Here is a 22,719-nt window from a genome sequence, read left to right on the forward strand (position 1 = left end):
AATGACCCATGGAGATCCCCGATGGAGATTCGCGAGGCACTTACCTTCGATGACGTGTTGCTTGTTCCGGCCGCTTCCTCGGTCCTGCCATCCACGGCGGACACGCGGACGAAGGTCACGCAGGCAATTTCCCTCAACATACCGCTGCTCAGCTCGGCCATGGATACCGTGACCGAAGCGCGCATGGCGATCTGCATGGCCCAGGCCGGCGGGATGGGCGTGGTCCACCGCAACCTGACGGTCGAACAGCAGGCCGCCGAGGTCCGCCGTGTGAAGCGGTTCGAAAGCGGGATCGTCTACAACCCGATCACCCTGCGCCCCGATCAGACCCTGGCCGACGCCAATGCGCTGCGCGAGCAATACAAGATCTCGGGCTTCCCGGTGGTCGACGAACAGGGCCGGGTCCTGGGCATCGTCACCAACCGCGACATGCGGTTCGCCAGCGATGAACGCACCCCGGTTTCCACGATGATGCGCTCGGACGACCTTGCAATCCTGCATGAACCTGCGGACCGGGACGAGGCGATTTCCCTGATGAAGGCGCGCCGTATCGAAAAGCTGCTGGTGACGGATGCCAGCGGCAGGCTGACGGGCCTCTTGACGCTGAAGGATACCGAACAGGCGGTGCTGAACCCGACGGCCTGCAAGGACCATCTGGGCCGCTTGCGGGTGGCCGCGGCCACCACGGTCGGCGACGCTGGTTTCGAACGCAGCGAAGCCCTGATCGACGCGGGCTGCGACCTGATCGTGATCGACACGGCGCATGGGCATTCCGAAGGGGTCGCCCGAGCGGTCGAACGGGTCAAGAAACTGTCCGGCGACGTCCAGATTCTGGCGGGCAATGTCGCCACCGGCGCCGCCACGCGGGCGCTGATCGACGCGGGCGCGGATGGCGTCAAGGTCGGTATCGGCCCGGGCTCCATCTGCACGACGCGGATGGTGGCGGGCGTCGGCGTGCCGCAACTGACTGCGATCATGGATTGCGCCAAGGCGGCCGGCGACGTGCCGGTGATCGCGGATGGCGGCATCAAGTTCTCGGGTGATTTCGCCAAGGCGATCGCGGCGGGGGCCTCCTGCGCCATGGTCGGCTCGATGATCGCGGGCACCGACGAAAGCCCGGGCGAGGTCATCCTGTACCAGGGCCGCAGCTTCAAGAGCTATCGTGGCATGGGCAGCCTTGGCGCCATGGCGCGCGGCTCGGCAGATCGCTATTTCCAGAAGGATGCCGCCAGCGACAAGCTGGTGCCGGAAGGCATCGAAGGCCAGGTGCCCTACAAGGGGACGGCCGCCGCGGTCGTGCACCAGTTGGTCGGGGGCCTGAGGGCCGCCATGGGCTATACCGGCTGCGCCACGGTGGACGAGATGCGCAAGAACTGCGATTTCGTGAAGATCACCGGCGCGGGGCTAAGCGAAAGCCACGTGCATGACGTGCAGATCACCCGCGAAAGCCCGAACTACAGGATCGGCTGAGATGATCCCGAAACCGACCCCCGGCGGCAGCGCCGGGGTAGAGCTGGTCATCTTCGATTTCGACGGTGTTCTTGTCGACAGCGAGGTGATCAGCGCCCGGATGCTGGTGGCTGAACTGGCCCTTTACGACATCCATGTCGACCTTCCCTATATCGCGCGGCATTTTCTGGGGCGGTCTTACCCCGTGGTGCTGGCCCAGATCCGGGCCGAGTTCGGCATCGACCTGCCCAAGGGGTTCGAGGCCGCTTATCGCGCCCGCCTGCTGGACGCCTTTGCCGCCGATCTGAAGATCATTCCGGGTGTCATGGCGGTGCTGGAACGGCTGGCGGTGCCTTTCTGTATCGCGACGTCTTCCAGCCAGGAACGTGTTAAGACCTCCATGCAACTGGTTGGTTTGCGGGATATTTTCGGGGATCGGTTTACCACTGCTTCCGAAGTGTCACGGGGCAAGCCGGCGCCGGATCTGTTCCTGCGCGCGGCGCAGAAGCACGGCACCGATCCGGCGCGCTGCCTCGTGATCGAAGACAGCCTGCCGGGCATTCGCGGCGCTTTGGCGGCGGGGATGGAGGTCTGGCATTTTCGTGGCGGCAGCCATCTTGTCGGTCTCGACCTGAGCGGAGAACTGTCCGTCGCGCCACAAAGGCACTTTACACATTTCGATGAATTGCCCCATCTTGCGCCCGGACTTTTCCCGGAAGGCGAATAGAGCATGTCGAACGGCAACGCGGAAGATGGCGACAGGGCGCTGAAAGACGACGCGGCACGGGCTGCATGGCTGTATTACGTCGGCGGATTGCGCCAGGATCGGATCGCCGAAGAGATGGGGATTTCTCGTCAGAGGGCACAGCGGCTGGTGGCCCGGGCCATGCAGGACGGGCTGATCCGGGTGCGCATCGACCACCCCATCGGCGCCTGTCTGGACCTTGAACGCCAGCTGGTCCGCCGCTTCGGTCTGAAGCTGGCCCGCGTGGCGCCCAGCCTTGGCGGGCAGGGCGATGCGCTGAAGGCGCTGACCCCCGTTGCCGCCGCCGAGATCGAAAGGATCTTCCGCGCACCTGATCCGGCCGTCATCGGCCTTGGCACCGGTCGGACCCTGCGCGCCGTGGTCGAGAACATGCAATCGGTCGAGGGCAGCCATCACAAGGTGGTGTCGCTGATCGGAAACGTCGCCCCGGACGGCTCTGCCAGCTTCTACGAAGTGGTGATGCGATTCGCCGATTGCACCGGCGCGACCCATTTTCCGATGTCCGTTCCGGTCATGGCACGCGATTCGGATGAACTTTCTCTCTACCGGTCCCTGCCGCATGTGCGAAGTAGCCGTGCCCTGGCTGAAACCGCCGGTACGGTGATCGTCGGGATCGGGCAGATGGGGGACGATGCGCCTCTTTTCATGGACGGATTCATCACCGCCGAGGAACTCGCCAGCCTGCGCGCTGCCGGCGCGGCGGGGGAAATCTGCGGCCATGTCTTTGACGAGCAGGGTCGTTACCTTGAGCACCACGTCAACGGAATGCTGGTCGGCGTCCGGGTGCGCAGCGAAGGCGTGAACACGATTTGCATCGCGGGCGGTCGTAGCAAGATCAAGGCCTTGAAGGCCGCTGTTCATGGCGGGCTGATAAGCGCACTGATCACCGACGAAGTCAGCGCCCAGCAACTTCTGGACGCTTGACAGCCCCTTTGGGGCAAATCGGGTCACCCGCAGTACAACCATGACATTCTGCAACGCGGCGGAAAAGCTTCTTGACAGAAGGCATGTCTTTGTGTGGGAAATAGCTCATCAACCGGGCAATTGCTCATGGCGCTGATTTCGGATCAGGCTGGCGGCGGGGCACGGTAGAGCTAGGGAGGAAGATACATGACTTTCACGACACGCGGCCGCTTGCTGGCCTGCGCGGCTTCTGCGCTTGTCGCCACCGGCGCCTCGGCAGAGACGATCACCATTGCCACGGTGAACAACGGCGACATGATCCGCATGCAGGGTCTGGCAAGCGCCTTTACCGACGCCCACCCCGATATCGAGCTTGAATGGGTCACGCTGGAAGAAAACGTTCTGCGTCAGCGCGTCACCCAGGATGTCGCCACCAAGGGCGGACAGTTCGACGTGATGACCATCGGCACCTACGAGGTTCCGATCTGGTCCGCGCAGGACTGGCTGGTGCCGCTGGACGGCATGCCCGAAGGCTATGACGCGGATGACATCCTGCCCGCGATCTCGGCCGGTCTGACCACCGACGGCACGCTTTACGCCGCGCCCTTCTACGGCGAAAGCTCCATGGTCATGTACCGCAAGGACCTGATCGAAGCCGCCGGGCTGGAAATGCCCGATGCCCCGACCTGGGACCAGATCCGCGAAGCTGCAGCCGCGATGACCGACAAGGACGCCGGCGTCTTCGGCATCTGCCTGCGCGGCAAGGCGGGCTGGGGCGAAAACATGGCCTTCCTCAGCGCCATGGCCAATTCCTATGGCGCGCGCTGGTTCGACATGGACTGGAACGCCCAGTTCGACACGCCGGAATGGAAAGCCACGCTGACCGACTACCTGGACCTGATGACCAACTATGGTCCTCCCGGTTCATCCTCCAACGGGTTCAACGAGAACCTGGCGCTGTTCCAGCAGGGCAAATGCGGCATGTGGATCGACGCCACGGTCGCGGCCAGCTTCGTGACCAACCCGACCGACAGCACCGTGGCCGATCAGGTCGGCTTTGCGCTGGCCCCCGACAAGGGGCTGGGCAAGCGCGGCAACTGGCTCTGGGCCTGGAACCTGGCGATCCCGGCAGGCTCTGAAAAGGTCGATGCGGCCAAGGCATTCGTCGCCTGGGCCACCAGCCAGGACTACACCGCCCTGGTTGCCGAAAACGAAGGCTGGGCGAACGTGCCGCCGGGCACCCGCAGCTCGCTCTACGAAAACCAGGACTACCTGGATGCGGCGCCCTTCGCGCAGATGACGCTTGAATCGATCAATGCCGCAGATCCGCAGAACCCGACCGTCGATCCTGTGCCCTATGTGGGGGTCCAGTTCGTCGCCATCCCTGAATTCCAGGGCATCGGGACCGCCGTCGGGCAACAGTTCGCGGCCGCACTGGCCGGGCAGATCAGCGCAGATGAGGCCCTGGCGAATGCCCAGGCGCTGACCACGCGCGAAATGAAACGGTCCGGCTACCAGGACTGATTTCTACTGATCCGGGCGAACTGGTTTCGCCCGGTTTCCTTCACAGGGCGGCTGCGGCCGGAGTTCACGATGATCGGCAGGGCCATGGCCCTGCGGTCGATCTTCCGGGCCACCCGCCCGGGGCCGAGGAAGCGATCCTCCTCCCTCCTCGGTCCCCTCTAATGAAACGACGCAGGCAAGGGGCCGGAAAATGGCGACACAGCACGCGCGCGCCGCGGCAAGATTGATGATCTCGCCCTCGGTAATTCTTCTTCTGGCGTGGATGATCATCCCGCTGGGAATGACGCTTTATTTCTCGACCCTGCGGTACAACCTGCTGATGCCGGGCAGCAATCCCTTCGTCGGGTGGGAGAACTACCAGTACTTCCTGACCGACCCGGCCTTCATGACCGCGCTGGTGAACACGCTTCTGCTGGTCGGCGGCGTGCTGATCATCACGGTGATCGGGGGCATCCTTCTGGGAATGCTGCTGGATCAGCCGATGTGGGGGCAGGGGATCGTGCGCATCCTGGTGATCGCGCCCTTCTTCGTCATGCCCACGGTTTCGGCGCTGGTCTGGAAGAACATGTTCATGAACCCGGTCAACGGGCTGTTCGCGCACTTGGCGAATTTCCTTGGGTTGCAGCCCTTCGACTTTCTGGCGCAGGCGCCGCTGCTGTCGATCATCGGCATCGTGTCCTGGCAATGGCTGCCCTTTGCCACGTTGATCCTGCTGACGGCGATGCAGAGCCTTGACCAGGAACAGCTTGAAGCCGCCGAGATGGACGGCGCGGGGGCCTTCAGCCGGTTCATCCACATCACCCTGCCGCACCTCAGCCGGGCGGTGACGGTGGTGATCCTGATCCAGACCATCTTTCTGCTGTCGGTCTTTGCCGAAATCCTTGTGACCACGAACGGCGGTCCGGGCAATGCATCGACCAATCTCACCTACCTCGTCTATGCCGAAAGCCTGCTGCGCTTTGACGTGGGCACCGGCTCTGCCGGGGGTGTCGTGGCCATCGTTCTGGCCAATATCGTCGCGATCTTCCTGATGCGGATGATCGGCAAGAATCTCGACACCTGAGGAGCGGGAAACATGGCACGCGCAATCACCAATCAACGCAAGGCGGTCAATACCCTTGTGGCCTGGGTCATCGGTCTGCTGATCTTCTTTCCGATCCTCTGGACGGTGCTGACCAGCTTCAAGACCGAAGCCGTGGCGATCGCAGATCCGCCGATCTGGTTCAACTTCCACTGGACGCTGGAAAACTACTTTACCGTGCAGGAACGGTCCAACTACTTCCGCCACTTCTGGAATTCCGTCGTGATCTCGGTCGGCTCCACGGTGCTGGGGCTGGTGATCGCGGTGCCGGCGGCCTGGGCCATGGCCTTCGTGCCGGGCAAGCGGACCAAGGACCTGCTGATGTGGATGCTGTCCACAAAGATGCTGCCCCCCGTGGGCGTCCTGGTGCCGATCTACCTGCTGTTCCGCAACATGGGACTGCTGGACACCAAGCTGGGCCTGATCATCGTGCTGACGCTGATCAACCTGCCGATCATCATCTGGATGCTCTATACCTATTTCCGCGAAATTCCCGGTGACATCCTGGAAGCGGCGCGGATGGACGGGGCCAACCTGCGCAACGAGGTCATCTATGTTCTGCTGCCGATGGCGGTGCCCGGCATTGCCTCGACCCTGCTGCTGAACATCATCCTGGCCTGGAACGAGGCCTTCTGGACGCTGAACCTGACGGCCGCCAAGGCGGCGCCCCTGACGGCCTTCATCGCCAGCTATTCCAGCCCCGAAGGGCTGTTCTACGCCAAGCTGTCGGCGGCCTCGACCATGGCCATCGCGCCAATCCTCATCATGGGCTGGTTCAGTCAGAAACAACTGGTGCGCGGTCTCACCTTCGGCGCCGTGAAGTAAGGAAAAGACAATGGGACGTATTACCCTTGACCAGGTGACGAAAAGCTTCGGCGCCGTAGAAGTCATCCCGCCACTGGATCTGACCATCGATGATGGCGAATTCGTGGTCTTCGTCGGCCCCTCGGGCTGTGGCAAGTCCACGCTGTTGCGACTGATCGCGGGGCTCGAAGACGTGTCCTCGGGGCAGATCCGCATCGACCGCGAGGACGCCACCGATCTGCCCCCCGCCAAGCGCAAGCTGGCGATGGTGTTCCAGAGCTATGCGCTTTATCCGCATATGTCGGTGCGCAAGAACATCGCCTTCCCGCTCAAGATGGCGGGGATGAGCCCGGCGGAACGCGACAAGCGGGTCGATTACGCTGCCGGGGTGCTGAACCTGACCGATTATCTGGACCGCAAGCCGGGCCAGCTGTCGGGTGGTCAGCGTCAGCGGGTCGCGATCGGGCGCGCCATCGTGCGGGAACCGGCGGCCTTCCTGTTCGACGAACCGCTGTCGAACCTCGACGCGGCGCTGCGGGTGAACATGCGGCTCGAGATCTCCGAGCTGCACAACACGCTGGAAACCACCATGGTCTACGTGACCCACGATCAGGTCGAGGCGATGACCATGGCCGACAAGATCGTGGTGCTGAATGCCGGTCGGATCGAACAGGTCGGCAGCCCGCTGGAACTGTACCACACGCCGCGCAACCGGTTCGTCGCCGGCTTTATCGGCAGCCCCAAGATGAACCTGATCGACGGGCCCGAGGCGGCAAAGCATGACGCCCAAGCCATCGGGATTCGTCCCGAACATATCGTCAGCTCGTCCGAATCCGGTCTGTGGCAAGGGCGTGTCGGGGTCAGCGAACACCTTGGCTCGGACACCTTCTTCCACGTGCATGACACCGGGCTTGCGGAAACCCTGACCGTGCGCGCCAGTGGGGAAATGCCGCTGCGCCATGGCGACACGATCTATCTGACGCCGGAAGCGGACAAGCTGCATCGCTTCGACGAGGCGGGGCTGCGGATCGCCTGATCCCCGGGGCCGGTACGATCGTGCTGGCCCCGACCATATCGCCGCCCGGCTGTCCCTGGTGGCGCCTGAATTCTTGACGGAGGCTTAACATGAAGCTTGCGATGTCGCAGCTCGCCGGGCTGCGCCCCGAAATCGATTTGCCCGCTTACGACCGCAGCGCCCTGAGTCACGGGATCGTGCATGTGGGTCTCGGCAATTTCCACCGCGCCCATCAGGCGGTGTACCTGGATGATCTGTTCAACAAGGGGCTCGACCTGGATTGGGCGATCACCGGTGCCGGTGTGCGCGCCCCGGATGCCGGAATGCGCGCGGCCCTCGGGGCGCAGGATTACCTTTCCACGGTGATCGAACTTGGACCCGACACCACCCAGGCGCGGGTCGTGGGCTCCATGATGGATTTCATTCCCGTGACCGAGGGCAATGGCCCGCTGATCGCCAAGATGACCGACCCGGCGACGCGGATCGTGGCGCTGACCGTGACCGAGGGCGGCTATTTCGTTTCTGCGGAAACCGGGACCTTTGATGCGTCACACCCCGACATCATCTCGGATCTGGCGCGGCCCGATGCGCCCCATACGGTCTTTGGTGCCATCATCGCCGCACTCAAGGCCCGCCGCGCCGCCGGTACGCCGCCCTTTACCGTGATGTCCTGCGACAACCTTCCGGGCAATGGCGACGTCACCCGCGATACGGTCATCGGCTTCGCCCGGATGATCGACCTGGATCTGGCCGCGTGGATCGAAGGGCAGGTGGCCTTCCCCAACGGCATGGTCGACCGCATCACCCCGGCCACCGGCGACCGCGAACGCGCCATCGCGGCGCAATGCGGCATCGACGATCCGGTGCCGGTGACCTGCGAACCCTTCCGGCAATGGGTGCTGGAGGACAAGTTCCCGCTTGGCCGTCCCGCATTGGAAAAGGTCGGCGTTACCTTCACCGACGACGTGCACAGCTACGAGCGGATGAAGATCCGCATCCTGAACGGCGGCCATGCGGTGATCGCCTATCCCGGCGCGCTGCTTGGTTGCGTGCTGGCCCATGACGCCATGGCCCATCCGCTGGTTCATGCCTTCTTCCGCAAGGTCGAACAGGAAGAGATCCTGCCCCATGTCGACCCGGTGCCCGAATTCACCCCCGAGGCCTATCTTGAACTGATCGACGGGCGCTTTTCCAATCCGGCTGTCGAAGACACGACGCGGCGGCTTTGCCTGGACGGGTCGAACCGGCAGCCAAAGTTCATTCTGCCCTCGATCCGTGACGGGCTGGCGGCGGGGACCTCGGTCTCCGGGCTGGCGCTGCTTTCGGCGCTCTGGTGCCGCTATTGCGCCGGGACGCTCGAGGATGGTACGGAGATCGCGCCCAACGACCCCGCCTGGGACCGGCTGAACGCGACGGCGATTGCTGCGCGCGACACGCCCGCGCTGTGGCTTGCACAGCGGGAAATCTACGGGGCCGTGGGGGCGGATGCGGGCTTTGCCGCAGCCTTTGCCACATGGCTTGACGCGATCTGGGCGGAGGGTACGGCCTCCGCGCTCCGGACCTATCTGGAAGGGTAGCAATGACGACATATCTGGGCCTCGACCTTGGGACTTCGGGGCTGAGGGCCCTTTTGATCGACGCCGGGGGCGGCGTGATCGGCGCGGCCGAGGCCGCCTGCAGCGTCAGCCAGCCTTATCCCGGCTGGTCCGAACAGGATCCGGCCCAATGGATTGCGGCGCTGGATCAGGTCATGGCGGCGCTGAAGGCCAGCCACCCGGCCGCGCTGTCGGCGCTGGCCGGGATCGGCACGGCGGGGCATATGCATGGCGCCACGTTGCTGGACGCTTCGGGTGCCGTGATCCGGCCCTGCATCCTGTGGAACGACACCCGAAGCCATGCCGAGGCCGCACGTCTTGACGCGCTGGACGGGGTCCGCGACCTGTCGGGCAATATCGTATTTCCCGGCTTCACCGCGCCCAAGCTCGATTGGGTGCGCCTTCATGAGCCCGAGAGTTTCTCCCGCATTGCCAAGGTCTTGCTGCCGGCAGCTTACCTGAATTTTCATCTGACCGGAGAGACGGTTGCCGATATGTCGGATGCCGCCGGCACCAGTTGGCTGGATACGGGCGCGCGTGATTGGTCGGACGATCTGCTGGCGGCGGGCCACATGCGTCGCGATCAGATGCCCCGGCTTGTCGAGGGCTGCGAGGCGGGCGGGATCCTGCGGGCCGAGCTTGCGGCGGCCTGGGGCATCGCTGGCCCGGTTACGATCGCGGGCGGCGCGGGCGACAATGCCGCCGCGGCCTGCGGGACAGGCTGCCTGTCCGAAGGTCAGGGCTTTGTTTCGCTCGGCACTTCGGGGGTTCTGCTGGCGGCGCGGGATGGGTATCACCCGGATGCGGACAGCGCGCTGCATACCTTCTGCCACGCGGTGCCGGGGCGCTGGTACCAGATGGGCGTGATGCTTTCCGCGACCGACAGCCTGAACTGGCTGGGTCGGATCACCGGGCGTCGTCCGGCAGAGCTGAGCGCGGATCTGGGCGATCTGAGGGGGCCGGGCCAGACCCGGTTCCTGCCGTATCTGGCGGGCGAGCGCACACCGTATAACGACGCGGCCATTCGCGGCGCGTTCACCGGCCTTGCCAGCGCGACCGATACGGCGGATCTGACCCGCGCGGTGATGGAAGGCGTGGCCTACGGGCTGCGTGACACGGCACAGGCTATGAAGGCCGTCGGCGCACGCCCCGAGGCCCTTCTGATGATCGGTGGCGGCTCGGCTTCGGAATACTGGGTGGAACTGATGGCGACGGTGCTGGATATGCCCATGCTTCTGCCGGCGCGGGGCGAATTCGGCGCGGCCCTTGGTGCGGCCCGGCTGGGTCAGATCGCCGCCACCGGCGCTGCCCCCGAAGACCTGTTGACCCGGCCCGAGATCGCTCATGAGGTCCCGCCGAACCGCGCCCTGACCGAACAGTTCAATGCCGGCTACGACCGGTTCCGCGCCGCCTATCCGGCGATCCGTGAAATCCAGTAGAGCGCCCGCGCCCCGGATGCAATCCGGGACGCGCGATCTGTCTTATTCAGTCAGTTCATGCCGCCAGGGCGGGTTCGCCCCGGCCCGCGAGACGGTCACCGCCGCAACACGGGCGCCGAAATCCAGCGCCTCGCACAGGTCCTCGGAACTGATCTCGCGCAGGGCCTCTTTGGTCAGCAGACCGTTTTCCGACAGCGAACACAGCACACCGGCGTTGAAGGTATCGCCTGCACCAACCGTATCGGCGACCTCGGCCTTGCGGGCGGCCACATGCAGGCTGCGCGTCATGTCGTAATAGGCCGAAGCCCCTTCGCTGCCACGGGTCAGGATGACCACGCCGGCCCCGGCGCGGCACAGCCCGAAGGCCGCTTCGTCCATCGAGGTCGCATCGGGGCGCAGCCAGGACAGGTCCTCGTCCGAGATCTTTACGATGTCGGCCAGGGCCATCATCTTTTCCAGACGTGCGCGATAACGGTCTTCGTCCTGGATGAAGCTGGGGCGGATATTCGGGTCGATCATTACCACACGCGACCCGGCTTCGCGGGCACAAAGCGCGGCATAGGTGTCTGCACCCGGCTCGGAAGCCAGGCTGATACCGCCGAAGTAAAGCGCTTCGGCTTCGGCCGGCAGGTCGGGCAGGTCCTTCGGCGCGATCATCCGCCCGGCGCTGGCCTCGTCATAGAACAGGTAACTGGCCTTGCCCTCGACTAGGGTCACGAAAGCCAGGGTCGTGGGCTGGTCCGAGCGCATCAGCAGATCGGTTTCGACACCCGAGGCGGTCAGCCCCTTGACCAGTTGCGCCCCGAAAAGATCGTTCGAGATTCCGGAGACCATCGAGCAGGGGCGACCCAGCCGCCCGAGGGCGATGGCGGTGTTGAATATCGCCCCGCCATCATGGGGAACAAAGCCATTGGGTCCCTCGACAGTGGGTGCCGGGATCATGTCGATCAGGGCTTCGCCGCAGCAAATGAGCACGTTTTTCGTCCTTTCGGGAAAGGTCCAGGGACCCGGCAGTTTCCGGGCCGCCATTGCCTGTTCCGGATCGCCACTAAGTAGACAATCCCGCCACCGAAGTCGAGCCTGAGACGTCGGGACCCCTCGGGTTTTCTTCTGTATCGGCAGGCTGTTGCCAGCCGGTCACGCCCCGGGCGGTCCGGGATTTTTTCCGGCACCGGCGGCAGGTCGGGTGGAGAGATATCCCCAGATGACCAAGGGTAAGATTGTGGATAAGTCTGTTGATGGATATGGCCGTCACCAAGCGGGTCCGGGCTTGATTTGGGTGGCTTCCGTTGGGTTATCACTTGCGGTCGAAATCGGGGCGACCATGTCGGCAGCGGTGGCTCTGTGGCGTAATCCAATAAGATGAAATGAAATCAATAATTTAGTGGCCATTCCTGTGGTGAAATTTCAAACCTGTGCGATTCGGGCAGCGGTGATCCGCAGACCGCTCTCATCTAACGGTTAAGTAACACTTTTTTGAATTTGGCCTCCGCATGGCAGTGGATATCCCGCGCCCCATGCGGAGTTTCCGGTTGGACGCTGCCGGGCTCACTTGGCCTGTCCCTTGCGCCACGACGGCAGGAGGAGTAGGGCAAGAGCCTCTTTCAAGCAGCGCCCGGAGGCTATCATGGACCTTTCGTTGAAACCTGCCGCCACGGCGGTCGACGCGGTCCGGGGGACCCTGGCCGAACACTTCGGGGATCGGCTGCAAAGCGGCACCAGTTTCTGCGAACAACACGCCAATACGGCCACCGGGCGCGGCACGCAGGCCCCCGATATGGTGGTCTGGCCCGAGACCACGCAAGAGGTCTCGCTGATTGCGCGGACCTGCTGGGAACAGGGCGTGCCGCTGATCCCCTTCGGCGCCGGGTCGTCGCTGGAAGGGCAGTTGAATGCGCCCCTTGGCGGTGTCTCGGTCGACATGAGCCGGATGGACAGTCTGCGCGAGGTTCTTGCCGAAGACCTGATTGCCGTGGTCGGCCCCGGCCTGACCCGCAAGCGCCTTAACGAGGAGTTGCGCCATACCGGTCTGCAATTCCCCATTGATCCCGGCGCGGATGCCAGCATCGGTGGCATGTGCGCCACGCGGGCCTCGGGCACCAATGCGGTGCGCTACGGCACCATGGCCGAGAACGTCCTGGCGCTGGAGGTCGTGATGGCGGATGGCACGATCATCCGCACCGGCACCCGCGCGGTCAAGAGCGCGGCTGGTTATGACCTGACGCGCCTGATGATCGGCAGCGAAGCGACGCTTGGAATCATCACCGAAATCACCCTGCGCCTGCGCGGCATCCCCGAGGAAACGATTGGCGGTGTCGCCGGATTCCCTGATCTGCAAAGCGCCTGTGCGGCTGTCATCATCATGGTGCAGATCGGGCTGGACATCGGGCGGGTGGAATTGCTCGACCCGGTGCAGATCCGCGCCTGCAACGCCTATTCCGGCCTGACATTGCCAGAGGTGCCGACGCTGTTCTTCGAATGCGGGGGCACCGATGCCTCGGCCCGCGACACGGCGCGGATCTTTACCGAGATCGCCGAGGAAGAAGGCGCGCTGTCGATCGAATGGACCGCTGCGCGTGAGGCCCGCAACAAACTGTGGCAGGCGCGGCACGACAGTTATTGGGCCGCGCTGGCCCTGCGTCCCGGCTGCAAGGGTTTGGTCAGCGACGCCTGCGTGCCGATCTCGAAACTGGCGGAAAGCATCGCCGAGGCCCGTGCAGATCTGGATGCAAGGGGCCTGACTGGCACGATCCTTGGCCACGTGGGGGATGGAAACTTCCACGTGGTGCTGATGACAGATCCCGAAGACATGGATGAGGCGGCTCAGGTTGCGGATTTCCTGAAGGGGATCAGCCGTCGCGCGCAGGCGGTTGGCGGCACCTGCACCGGGGAACATGGCATCGGGCAGGGCAAGATCACCTCCCTCGCGGATGAAGCCGGCGCTTCGCTTGCGGTAATGCGGGCGGTCAAGGCGGCGCTGGATCCGCGCAACATCCTCAACCCCGGTAAATTGTTCGGAGACCTCGCATGACCCCCGGTGCACGTCTGGCCATGGCGGCCGAAATCCTCGATGCGGTTCTCGAAGGGACAGCGGCCGAAAAGGCGCTGACCGGCTGGGCGCGCAAATCCCGTTATGCCGGGTCCAAGGACCGCGCCGCGGTGCGCGATCACGTGTTTGACGCGCTGCGTTGCATGCGATCCTACGCAGCCCTTGGTGGCGCGATGACCGGGCGGGGGCTGACGATCGGCCTGCTGCGTGCCGAAGGCACCGACCCCGCGACACTGTTCACCGGCGAAGGCCATTGCCCCGCCCCGCTGACCGAGGCCGAAGAGACCGCCGGTGCCGCACCCGCTCCTGGGGCCGAGGCCGGAGATATGCCGGATTGGATCTGGCCCCTGGTCACGCAGTCTCTCGGGGATCAGGCCGAAGCGGTCGCGGAATGCCTGCGCCATCGCGCCCCGGTGCAGATCCGCGCCAACCTGTCTCGCCATGACAGCGCCGCGGTGATCGCGATGCTGGCCGAGGAAGGGATAACCGCCGCACCCGGCCCGCTGGCGCCCTCTGCGATCGAGGTCAGCGAAGGCGCACGGCGGCTGACCGGCACCCGCGCCTTTGCGGACGGCGTTTTTGAGATGCAGGACGCGGCCAGTCAGGCGGTCTGCGCGACGATTCCCCTGAAGGACGGCCAGCGCCTGCTGGATTACTGCGCCGGGGGGGGCGGAAAGACGCTGGCCCTTGCCGCGCGCGCGCAGCTTGACCTGTTTGCCCATGACGCCACCCCAGAGCGGATGCAGGACCTGCCGGTCCGGGCCGAGCGGGCCGGGGTGCCGGTCACGCTGGTTGACGGAAGTGACCTGCCGGGACTGGCGCCTTTCGATGTCGTGCTCTGCGATGTGCCCTGTTCGGGCAGCGGATCCTGGCGGCGCGCACCCGAGGGGAAATGGCGTCTGACCGCGGATCGGCTGGATGATCTGCAGAACATTCAGGGCCAGATCCTGTCTGATGTCGCAGACCTTGTAGCCCCCGATGGGCTGCTGGCCTATGCGACCTGTTCGCTGTTGGCGGAAGAAAATCGTGACAGGATTGATGCCTTCATCGCCGGAAATCCCGGCTGGCAGGTGCAGGCGGACCATCGCTGGACGCCGCTTGACGGGGGCGATGGCTTTTACCTGGCGCTGCTACGGCGCATTTGATTTCGACGCCGAAAAGCGTCAGATTCGGCGAAGTTCCGCCCTTATTGCGAAGGCTTGATGTGTATCATTCTGCCTTGGGTTGAAGCGAACGATTTGACAGGTCTTGTTAATGTTTGGTTAATCCGGCGACCACCATATTATGCCATGGAAGCATGTTGTGGCGGAGGGACGGGTGACGGGAGCAACGACGGAATTCGGCTATCTGGCCCTGGCGCGCAAGCGGTTCGGGGAGCGGACCCATACGCTTTTGCTGTTCTGCATCAGCTTTCTGGCGCTGGCGGCGGTTGTCCCCAGCGGGGTCTTCGGGATGGCGCTTCTGCTTAGCGGGCTGACCCTTGGTGCGGGACTTCTGTTGCTGCGGGCCACAGCGCCGCGCAGCGGCGGTTACGAGGCCCTGGAAGACGATTTCCTGAGCGCCCTGCTGGTCAACGATCCCGGCCCGGCGCTGGTCACCGGGCTGAACGGCGTGCTGAGCTACTGCAATCCCGCCGCCGAGACCGCGCTGGACGCCGAGCCGGGGCAGGCCATCGCCTTTGCCCTGACCGGCAAGCTGGGCAATGGTCAGGCGCCCTGCGTGGTCCGGCGCCTGACGATCGCATCGCAGGTTTCGGGGGCCGCACGCGAGGTGGTCGATACCCTGACGGGCAAGCTGAGCCTGACGGTGCAATCCCTGGACGGCGGCCATCTGCTTTGGCGGTTCGAGGAATTTGCCTGCGCCGATGACGGCGAAGATGCCGAGGCGCAGCTGCCCTTGATCTCGGTTGGACGGGGCCATGCGATCCTTTACATGAACGCGGCGGCACGGCGTCTGGCCGGAGGGCGGCCGCGGCGGCTGCAGGACTTCTTTGCGCAGCCCGAATCCGCCAATGGCGCGGTGGTTGATGTCCAGACCCCGGACGGGGTGCTTCCCCGGCGTCTGGCGGTGATTTCGGGCGCGGGCGGGCGGCGCGAAATGCTGTTGTTGCCGTTGGAGGACGATGACCCCGGCACGGCAGCGCAGGCGGCGAGCGGGGCTGACGACATCTGGTCCCGCGCCGATGATCTGCCGGTCCCGATCCTGCGCCTGTCCACGGAGGGCGAGATCGAATTGGCCAATGCCGCCGCCCGCCAACTGCTTGAACTGGACGGCGAACCGGACCGCGACCTGTCGACCCTGATGGAAGGGCTGGGCCGGTCGATTTCCGGCTGGCTGGCCGAGGTCGCCGCCGGCACGCCGGACCCCACGGCCAAGCCGCATTCCGAATTCCTGCGCCTGTCGCGGGTCGAACGCGATGTCTATGTGCAAGTCACCGTGCGCCAGATCCGCTTTGAGGGACGCAAGGCGTTGATTGCGGTGATGAGCGACGCAACCGAGCTGAAGACCCTGGAAGCGCAATTCGTCCAAAGCCAGAAGATGCAGGCCATCGGCCAGCTGGCCGGCGGGGTGGCGCATGATTTCAACAACCTGCTGACTGCGATCACCGGGCATTGTGATCTGCTGCTGTTGCGTCACGACCATGGCGATCCCGACTATGGTGACCTGGTGCAGATCAACCAAAACGCCAATCGTGCCGCCGCCCTGGTCGGTCAGCTACTGGCCTTTTCCCGAAAACAGACCCTGCGGCCCGAAACCATCGACCTGCGCAACACGCTGTCGGACCTGACCCATCTGCTGAACCGGCTGGTCGGCGAAAAGGTGACGCTCAATCTTACCCACGACACGCAGCTGCCCAAGATCCGCGCCGACAAGCGCCAGTTGGAACAGGTGCTGATGAACCTTGTCGTCAACGCCCGCGATGCGCTGCCTGCGGGCGGAGAAATCCGCATTGCCACTGAAACCCTGCACCTGACCGAGGAAATGCAACGCGACCGTGCCAAGGTCGCGCCGGGGGATTACGTTCAGGTCAAGGTCTCCGACACCGGCGTCGGCATCGCGCCCGACAAGTTGCAGAAGGTCTTCGAACCCTTCTTCACGACCAAGCGCGTGGGCGAGGGGACCGGCCTTGGCCTGTCCACCGCCTACGGGATCGTCAAGCAATCGGGCGGTTTCATCTTTGTCGAAAGCGCGCCGGGCGAAGGCACCTGCTTCAGTCTGCTGTTCCCGGTCCAGAAGGACGAGGCGCCAGTGCCAGAGATTGCCGCGCCCAAGCCTGCCGCGACCCCTGATGCACGCGGCGACGGCGTTGTCCTGCTGGTCGAGGACGAGGCCCCGGTGCGCGCCTTCGCCTCGCGCGCGCTGCGTCTGAAGGGCTATACCGTGCTTGAAGCCGAGAACGCGGAAGAGGCGCTGGCGACCCTGCGCAGCAGCAAGATGAAGATCGACGTCTTTGTCACCGATGTGGTCATGCCCGGCATGGACGGTCCGACCTGGGTGCGCAAGGCGCTGGAGTTCCACCCCGACACCCGCGTCGTCTTTGTCTCGGGCTATGCCGAGGACAGCTTTACCGACAACAGCGCCAAGATCCCCAATTCGGTCTTCCTGCCCAAGCCCTTCTCGCTGGCGGAACTGACCGAAACCGTCTGGCGCCAAATGCAGTAAACCCGGCCGGGACCGCCGCCTAGAGAGAATCGTAGAGCGCGAAATCCTCGGCAAACTTGCGGCGCAACTTGGCCTCGGTCCGGGCCGCCAGGTCCAGTTGCATGCTGGGAGAGACGTTCAGGCGCTGCGTTTCCAGCCCAAGCCCCAGGCGATCCGACAGGAAGGCATCGAACTTTGCCGGATCCTCGTAGCGGAACAGCCGGGTGACAGCGGTGCCGTTGCGGGTGGGTTCCAGAAACTTTGCCTGATTGCCCACATTGGCAAATCCCGGTCGGTCGCCCCGGCAATAGGCATCGACGAATTCGTCGAAACTGACGTGGTGGGTCGCGTTGGCGCGCCCTTCCATTCCAGGCCGCTGGCGGAACCTGTACCAGCTGCCCAGCCAGGAGACCGGCTCGCGCATGACCGCGACAATATCCATCGGTTCGCCAATGAATTTCTCGATCATCGGGCGAAAATGGCGGTTGTAGCGAAAGACCGGCGCGTGCTTCAGCTCCGGCGGGTCGGATATCACCAAAGCGGCGTGGGGGGCGAGGGCGGCCTCGTAGGCGGTGGTGCCGGTCTTGGGGACCGACAGCAAGACCATGCGCGCCTTGGAAAACACCAGCATTTGCAATCCTTTCGCCGCGGCCCCGCACAATTTACCGGGCTTCGGTCAGGCGTCAACCACTCCTTAACCAACCTGCCGGACAGTCGAGAAAGAAGAATTCTATTGATATGTTCCCTTTTTGATCTCATATAGGGGTGAACAAGAGGCGAACACCGGCAGTGATTGCCGCCCCATCCGGGGTGTGAGATAAGGAAGCAGACAATGGCAACGGCAACGGCAGATCTACTTTCCATGGATGGCAAAAAAGACCCCAACAAGCAGAAGGCGCTCGACAGCGCCCTTGCACAGATCGAACGCCAATTCGGCAAGGGTTCGATCATGAAGCTGGGCGGCAAGGATGCCATCCAGGAAATCGAGGCCACCTCGACCGGCTCGCTCGGTCTGGACATCGCGCTTGGTATCGGCGGCGTCCCGAAGGGCCGCATCGTCGAGATCTACGGCCCGGAAAGCTCGGGCAAGACCACGCTGACGCTGCATTGCGTGGCCGAGGAACAGAAGAAGGGCGGGGTTTGCGCCTTCGTCGACGCGGAACATGCGCTTGACCCGCAATATGCGCGCAAGCTGGGTGTCGACCTCGAGGAACTGCTGATCTCGCAGCCCGACACCGGTGAGCAGGCGCTCGAAATCGTCGACACGCTGGTGCGCTCTGGTGCGGTTTCGATGGTCGTGGTCGATTCGGTCGCGGCCCTGACGCCGAAATCGGAACTGGAAGGCGACATGGGCGACAGCTCGGTCGGCGTCCATGCCCGTCTGATGAGCCAGGCGATGCGCAAGCTCACGGGGTCGATCTCGCGGACCAAATGCACCGTGATCTTCATCAATCAGATCCGCATGAAGATCGGCGTGATGTTCGGCTCGCCCGAAACCACCACGGGCGGCAATGCGCTGAAGTTCTATTCCTCGGTCCGTCTCGACATCCGCCGCATCGGCGCGATCAAGGACCGCGACGAAATCGTCGGTAACGCCACCCGCGTGAAGGTCGTCAAGAACAAGGTCGCGCCGCCCTTCAAGCAGGTGGAATTCGACATCATGTACGGCGAAGGCATCTCGAAGATGGGCGAATTGCTCGATCTCGGCGTCAAGGCCGGGGTGATCGAGAAATCGGGCTCCTGGTATTCCTACAGCGACGAACGGATCGGGCAGGGGCGCGAGAACGCCAAGACCTTCATGAAGGAAAACCCCGATCTCGCCTACGAGGTCGAGGACAAGATCCGCGCCGCCCATGGCCTTGATTTCGGCAAGGACCGGCCGGACGACGGCGACGTCATGGAAGGCTGAGGCCTTCTTCCCTTCGCAAAGACACAAGGCGGCTTCCTTCGGGAGGCCGCCTTTTTTCATGGGCAGGGGCCAGCGCCACTGCCGGCTCTTTCATCTGGCCGAAAATACTCCGGGGGGACGTGGTGCGCCGCCCCGGCGGCGGGCCGCGTGGGGGCAGAGCCCCTTGCCCGGCGCGGGTTTTCCAGTGGCTTTCGCCGCTCGGCGGTGGACAGTCCGGCGCGCCCCGGCTAAATCAGCAAAACCGCACAGGTAACCGGAAAGGCCGCCCAGAATGCAGTCGCTGAACGAGATCCGCTCGACGTTCCTGAACTATTTCCAGCGCCAGGGCCACCAGGTGGTGCCCTCTTCTCCGCTGGTGCCGCGCAATGACCCCACCCTGATGTTCGCCAATTCCGGCATGGTGCAGTTCAAGAACTGCTTCACCGGCGTGGAAAAGCGCGACTACACCCGGGCGACCACGGCGCAGAAATGCGTCCGCGCGGGCGGCAAGCACAACGACCTCGACAATGTCGGCTACACGGCGCGTCACCATACCTTCTTTGAAATGCTCGGCAATTTCTCCTTCGGGGATTATTTCAAGACCGAGGCGATCCCCTTCGCCTGGGAATTGATCACCCGCGAATTCGGCATCCCGAAGGACAAGCTCTATACCACGGTCTATCACACCGATGACGAGGCCTTCGACCTGTGGAAGAAGATCGGCGTCCCCGAAGAACGCATCATCCGCATCGCCACATCGGATAACTTCTGGCAGATGGGCGATACCGGTCCCTGTGGTCCCTGCACCGAGATCTTCTATGACCACGGCGACAAGTTCTGGGGTGGCCCTCCGGGATCGCCCGAGGAAGACGGCGACCGTTTCATCGAGATCTGGAACGTCGTCTTCATGCAGAACGAACGCTTCGAGGACGGCTCCATGCGGGCGCTCGACATGCAGTCCATCGATACCGGCATGGGGATCGAACGGGTTGCGGCGCTGCTGCAGGGCACCAATGACAACTACGCCACCGACCTGATGCGATCGCTGATCGAGGCTTCGGCCCATGCGACCAGTTCGGACCCCGACGGCCCCGGCAAGACCCATCACCGGGTGATCGCCGATCACCTGCGCTCGACCTCCTTCCTGATCGCCGATGGTGTACTGCCCTCCAACGACGGGCGCGGATATGTGCTGCGCCGTATCCTGCGCCGCGCCGCCCGCCACGCGCACCTGTTGGGCGCGCAGGACCCGCTGATGCACCGGCTTGTGCCGGAACTCGTCCGCCAGATGGGCGAGGCCTATCCCGAACTGCGTCAGGGCCAGGCGATGATCGAGGAAACCCTCGAACTGGAGGAAACCCGCTTCCGCCAAACTCTCGACCGTGGTCTGAAGCTGCTGGATGACGAGTTGGCCGGCCTGCCCGAAGGTGCCGAGCTGCCCGGGCAATCGGCCTTCAAGCTTTACGATACCTACGGTTTCCCGCTCGACCTGACCCAGGACGCCCTGCGGGAAAAGGGCCGCACGGTCGACACCGACGGCTTCGACACCGCCATGGCGGAACAGAAGGCCAAGGCCCGCGCCGCTTGGTCCGGCTCCGGTGAAGCAGTCGACGCGACAATCTGGTTCGACCTGCGCGACAAGCATGGCGCGACCGAATTCCTCGGCTACGACACGGAAACGGCCGAAGGCCAGATCCTGGCCCTGGTCCGTGACGGCGCGGCCCTGACCAGCGCGAGCGAAGGCGACGCCGTGACTCTGGTGCTGAACCAGACTCCCTTCTACGGCGAAAGCGGCGGCCAGGTCGGCGACACGGGTCAGATCCGCACCGACGGCGGCAGCATCACCGTGACCGATACCAAAAAGGTCGAAGGTCTGTTCCTGCATGTGGGCCAGGTGACCTCCGGCACCGTGAAACCGGGCGAAGCGGCGATCCTTGAACTGGATCACGCCCGCCGCGGCATGATCCGTGCCAACCATTCGGCCACCCACCTGCTGCACGAAGCCCTGCGTGAGGCCCTCGGCCCTCATGTCGCGCAACGTGGCTCTCTCAATGCGCCGGATCGGCTGCGGTTCGACTTCAGCCATTCCGCGGCTCTCAGCCCGGCGGAACTGTCGCGCATCGAGACCGAGGTCAATGCCTACATCCGCCAGAACACCCCCGTCGAAACCCGCATCATGACCCCCGACGACGCCCGCGCCCTCGGCGCCCAGGCGCTTTTCGGCGAGAAATACGGGGACGAGGTCCGCGTGGTTTCCATGGGCAAGGCCCAGACTGGTAAGGGCCAGGACGGTCAGACCTGGTCAATCGAGCTTTGCGGGGGCACCCATGTCACCCGTACCGGGGACATCGGCGCCTTTGCCCTGACCGGTGAAAGCGCGTCTTCTGCCGGCGTCCGCCGGATCGAGGCGCTGACCGGCGCGGCGGCACTTACCGAGTTGCGCGGCCGGGACGGCACGCTCAGCGAAATCGAAGGCCTTCTGAAAACCTCCGGCGCCGGGACGCTCGACCGCGTCCGCGCGCTGGTCGAGGAACGCCGCAACCTGACCAACGAGGTCGCGCAACTCAAGCGCGAGATCGCCATGGGTGGCGGGGACAAGGCAAGTATCGAGGCCGAAGCGGTCAATGGCATTCCGTTCCTCGGCCAGGTCCTGCAAGGGGTTTCCGGCAAGGATCTGCGCAGCCTGATCGACGCGCACAAAACGCGTATGGGATCGGGCGTGATTCTGCTGATCGCAGAAGAAGACGGCAAGGTGGCGGTGGCCTCCGGCGTGACGGATGACCTGACGGATCGGGTCTCTGCAGTGGATGTCCTCAAGGCGGCGGTGCCGGCCGTTGGCGGCAAGGGAGGCGGAGGCCGCCCCGACATGGCACAGGGCGGCGGCAAGGACTTTGCCGGGGCCGAGGCCGCGATTGCGGCGGGTCGCGCCGTTCTGGAAGGCTGAATTCATGGCCGCCTATATCGTCGCCCGGATCGATGTCACCGATCCGCAGGATTATGCGACCTACGCCTCCCGCACTGCAAAGCTGATCGAGGCAGGCGGGGGCCGGATCCTTGCGAAGGGCGGGCCGCAAGGCTTCCTCGAAGGGACGGGCCCTGGCCGTCATGTGATCATTGAATTTCCCGACCGCGCGACCGCCGAGGCGTGGTATGACTCTCCTGCCTATCAGGAGATCCTTCCCATCGCTTTGCGGTCAAGCGAACGGGACCTCGTTATCGTGGAGGGAGCTTGATGCCCGCACTCTGGATCGCCCATGTCACCGTCACCGACGAAGAGGCCTATGGCCGCTACGCCAAGCTCGCCGGCCCGGCGATCGCCGCCCATGGCGGCAAATTCGTCGCCCGCGGTGGCCGCTTTGTCCAACTCGAAGGCAAGGAACGCCCGCGCAATGTCGTGGCGCAATTCGACAGCGTCGAAGCCGCCGAAGCCTGCTATCATTCCCCGGAATACCAGGAGGCCCTCTCCCATGCGCGTGGCGCCTCCGAACGGGAACTCCTGATCGTCGAAACCTCCGAATAACCGGCGGGATCACTCCAAAGGAAAAGGGCGGCGCAAGGTTTCCC

Annotated in this window: 18 protein-coding genes; 16 read left to right on the top strand and 2 right to left on the bottom strand. The window is 64.3% G+C overall.

Annotated features, from left to right (window positions below):
* Window positions 1-21 precede the first annotated feature (21 nt).
* The 9 genes from guaB to xylB all read left to right on the top strand — a co-directional run bounded on the left by guaB (window position 22) and on the right by xylB (window position 10,576).
* Window positions 22-1,470, top strand: a complete 1,449-nt coding sequence (guaB, locus tag PSAL_RS03500; RefSeq protein WP_119839905.1) for an IMP dehydrogenase — start codon at window positions 22-24, stop codon at window positions 1,468-1,470.
* A gap of 1 nt (window position 1,471) precedes the next feature.
* Window positions 1,472-2,176 (top strand): HAD family hydrolase, encoded by a 705-nt coding sequence (locus PSAL_RS03505; protein WP_119839906.1) that lies wholly within the window; start codon window positions 1,472-1,474, stop codon window positions 2,174-2,176.
* A 3-nt stretch (window positions 2,177-2,179) separates the two neighbouring features.
* Window positions 2,180-3,139 carry a sugar-binding transcriptional regulator gene (locus PSAL_RS03510; protein WP_119839907.1) on the top strand — a complete coding sequence of 320 codons (960 nt, stop codon included), beginning with the start codon at window positions 2,180-2,182 and terminating at the stop codon, window positions 3,137-3,139.
* Between the two features lie 186 nt (window positions 3,140-3,325).
* Window positions 3,326-4,642 carry an ABC transporter substrate-binding protein gene (locus PSAL_RS03515; RefSeq protein ID WP_119839908.1) on the top strand — a complete coding sequence of 439 codons (1,317 nt, stop codon included), beginning with the start codon at window positions 3,326-3,328 and terminating at the stop codon, window positions 4,640-4,642.
* 190 nt (window positions 4,643-4,832) lie between these two features.
* Window positions 4,833-5,705 carry a carbohydrate ABC transporter permease gene (locus PSAL_RS03520; RefSeq protein WP_119839909.1) on the top strand — a complete coding sequence of 291 codons (873 nt, stop codon included), beginning with the start codon at window positions 4,833-4,835 and terminating at the stop codon, window positions 5,703-5,705.
* Window positions 5,706-5,717: 12 nt separating this feature from the next.
* Window positions 5,718-6,548 carry a carbohydrate ABC transporter permease gene (locus PSAL_RS03525; RefSeq protein WP_119839910.1) on the top strand — a complete coding sequence of 277 codons (831 nt, stop codon included), beginning with the start codon at window positions 5,718-5,720 and terminating at the stop codon, window positions 6,546-6,548.
* Window positions 6,549-6,558: 10 nt separating this feature from the next.
* Window positions 6,559-7,563, top strand: coding sequence for an ABC transporter ATP-binding protein (locus PSAL_RS03530; RefSeq protein ID WP_119839911.1), 1,005 nt, complete (start codon window positions 6,559-6,561; stop codon window positions 7,561-7,563).
* 89 nt (window positions 7,564-7,652) lie between these two features.
* Window positions 7,653-9,119 carry a mannitol dehydrogenase family protein gene (locus tag PSAL_RS03535; protein ID WP_119839912.1) on the top strand — a complete coding sequence of 489 codons (1,467 nt, stop codon included), beginning with the start codon at window positions 7,653-7,655 and terminating at the stop codon, window positions 9,117-9,119.
* A gap of 2 nt (window positions 9,120-9,121) precedes the next feature.
* The gene (gene xylB / locus PSAL_RS03540) at window positions 9,122-10,576 is read left to right on the top strand and encodes a xylulokinase (RefSeq protein WP_119839913.1); all 1,455 of its coding nucleotides are present in this window, start codon (window positions 9,122-9,124) and stop codon (window positions 10,574-10,576) included.
* A gap of 42 nt (window positions 10,577-10,618) precedes the next feature.
* Here xylB and PSAL_RS03545 read toward each other — a convergent pair whose 3' ends face one another.
* Entirely contained in the window at window positions 10,619-11,551 is a 933-nt protein-coding gene (locus PSAL_RS03545; RefSeq protein WP_119840224.1) for a carbohydrate kinase family protein, read from the bottom strand.
* A gap of 652 nt (window positions 11,552-12,203) precedes the next feature.
* Here PSAL_RS03545 and PSAL_RS03550 point away from each other — a divergent pair.
* From PSAL_RS03550 to PSAL_RS03560, 3 genes are all read left to right on the top strand, one after another.
* On the top strand, window positions 12,204-13,607 hold the full coding sequence (locus tag PSAL_RS03550) for an FAD-binding oxidoreductase (RefSeq protein ID WP_119839914.1): 1,404 nt from the start codon (window positions 12,204-12,206) through the stop codon (window positions 13,605-13,607).
* On the top strand, window positions 13,604-14,770 hold the full coding sequence (locus PSAL_RS03555) for an RsmB/NOP family class I SAM-dependent RNA methyltransferase (RefSeq protein WP_119839915.1): 1,167 nt from the start codon (window positions 13,604-13,606) through the stop codon (window positions 14,768-14,770). Before PSAL_RS03550 ends, PSAL_RS03555 begins: the two co-directional genes overlap by 4 nt.
* Window positions 14,771-14,942: 172 nt before the next feature.
* Window positions 14,943-17,288, top strand: a complete 2,346-nt coding sequence (locus tag PSAL_RS03560; RefSeq protein WP_408004198.1) for a hybrid sensor histidine kinase/response regulator — start codon at window positions 14,943-14,945, stop codon at window positions 17,286-17,288.
* Window positions 17,289-17,307: 19 nt separating this feature from the next.
* Here PSAL_RS03560 and PSAL_RS03565 read toward each other — a convergent pair whose 3' ends face one another.
* The gene (locus tag PSAL_RS03565) at window positions 17,308-17,898 is read right to left on the bottom strand and encodes a gamma-glutamyl kinase (RefSeq protein ID WP_119839916.1); all 591 of its coding nucleotides are present in this window, start codon (window positions 17,896-17,898) and stop codon (window positions 17,308-17,310) included.
* Between the two features lie 201 nt (window positions 17,899-18,099).
* Between PSAL_RS03565 and recA the strand changes: the two genes are divergently transcribed.
* From recA to PSAL_RS03585, 4 genes are all read left to right on the top strand, one after another.
* A complete protein-coding gene (recA, locus tag PSAL_RS03570) occupies window positions 18,100-19,176 on the top strand; it encodes a recombinase RecA (protein ID WP_119839917.1) in 1,077 nt (358 codons plus the stop codon).
* Between the two features lie 271 nt (window positions 19,177-19,447).
* Window positions 19,448-22,099, top strand: a complete 2,652-nt coding sequence (alaS, locus tag PSAL_RS03575; RefSeq protein ID WP_119839918.1) for an alanine--tRNA ligase — start codon at window positions 19,448-19,450, stop codon at window positions 22,097-22,099.
* 4 nt (window positions 22,100-22,103) lie between these two features.
* Window positions 22,104-22,388, top strand: coding sequence for a DUF1330 domain-containing protein (locus PSAL_RS03580; RefSeq protein ID WP_119840226.1), 285 nt, complete (start codon window positions 22,104-22,106; stop codon window positions 22,386-22,388).
* On the top strand, window positions 22,388-22,675 hold the full coding sequence (locus tag PSAL_RS03585) for a DUF1330 domain-containing protein (RefSeq protein WP_119839919.1): 288 nt from the start codon (window positions 22,388-22,390) through the stop codon (window positions 22,673-22,675). Before PSAL_RS03580 ends, PSAL_RS03585 begins: the two co-directional genes overlap by 1 nt.
* Window positions 22,676-22,719: the final 44 nt, after the last annotated feature.

Origin of the sequence: Pseudooceanicola algae, assembly GCF_003590145.2 — a bacterium.
GTDB lineage: Bacteria > Pseudomonadota > Alphaproteobacteria > Rhodobacterales > Rhodobacteraceae > Pseudooceanicola > Pseudooceanicola algae.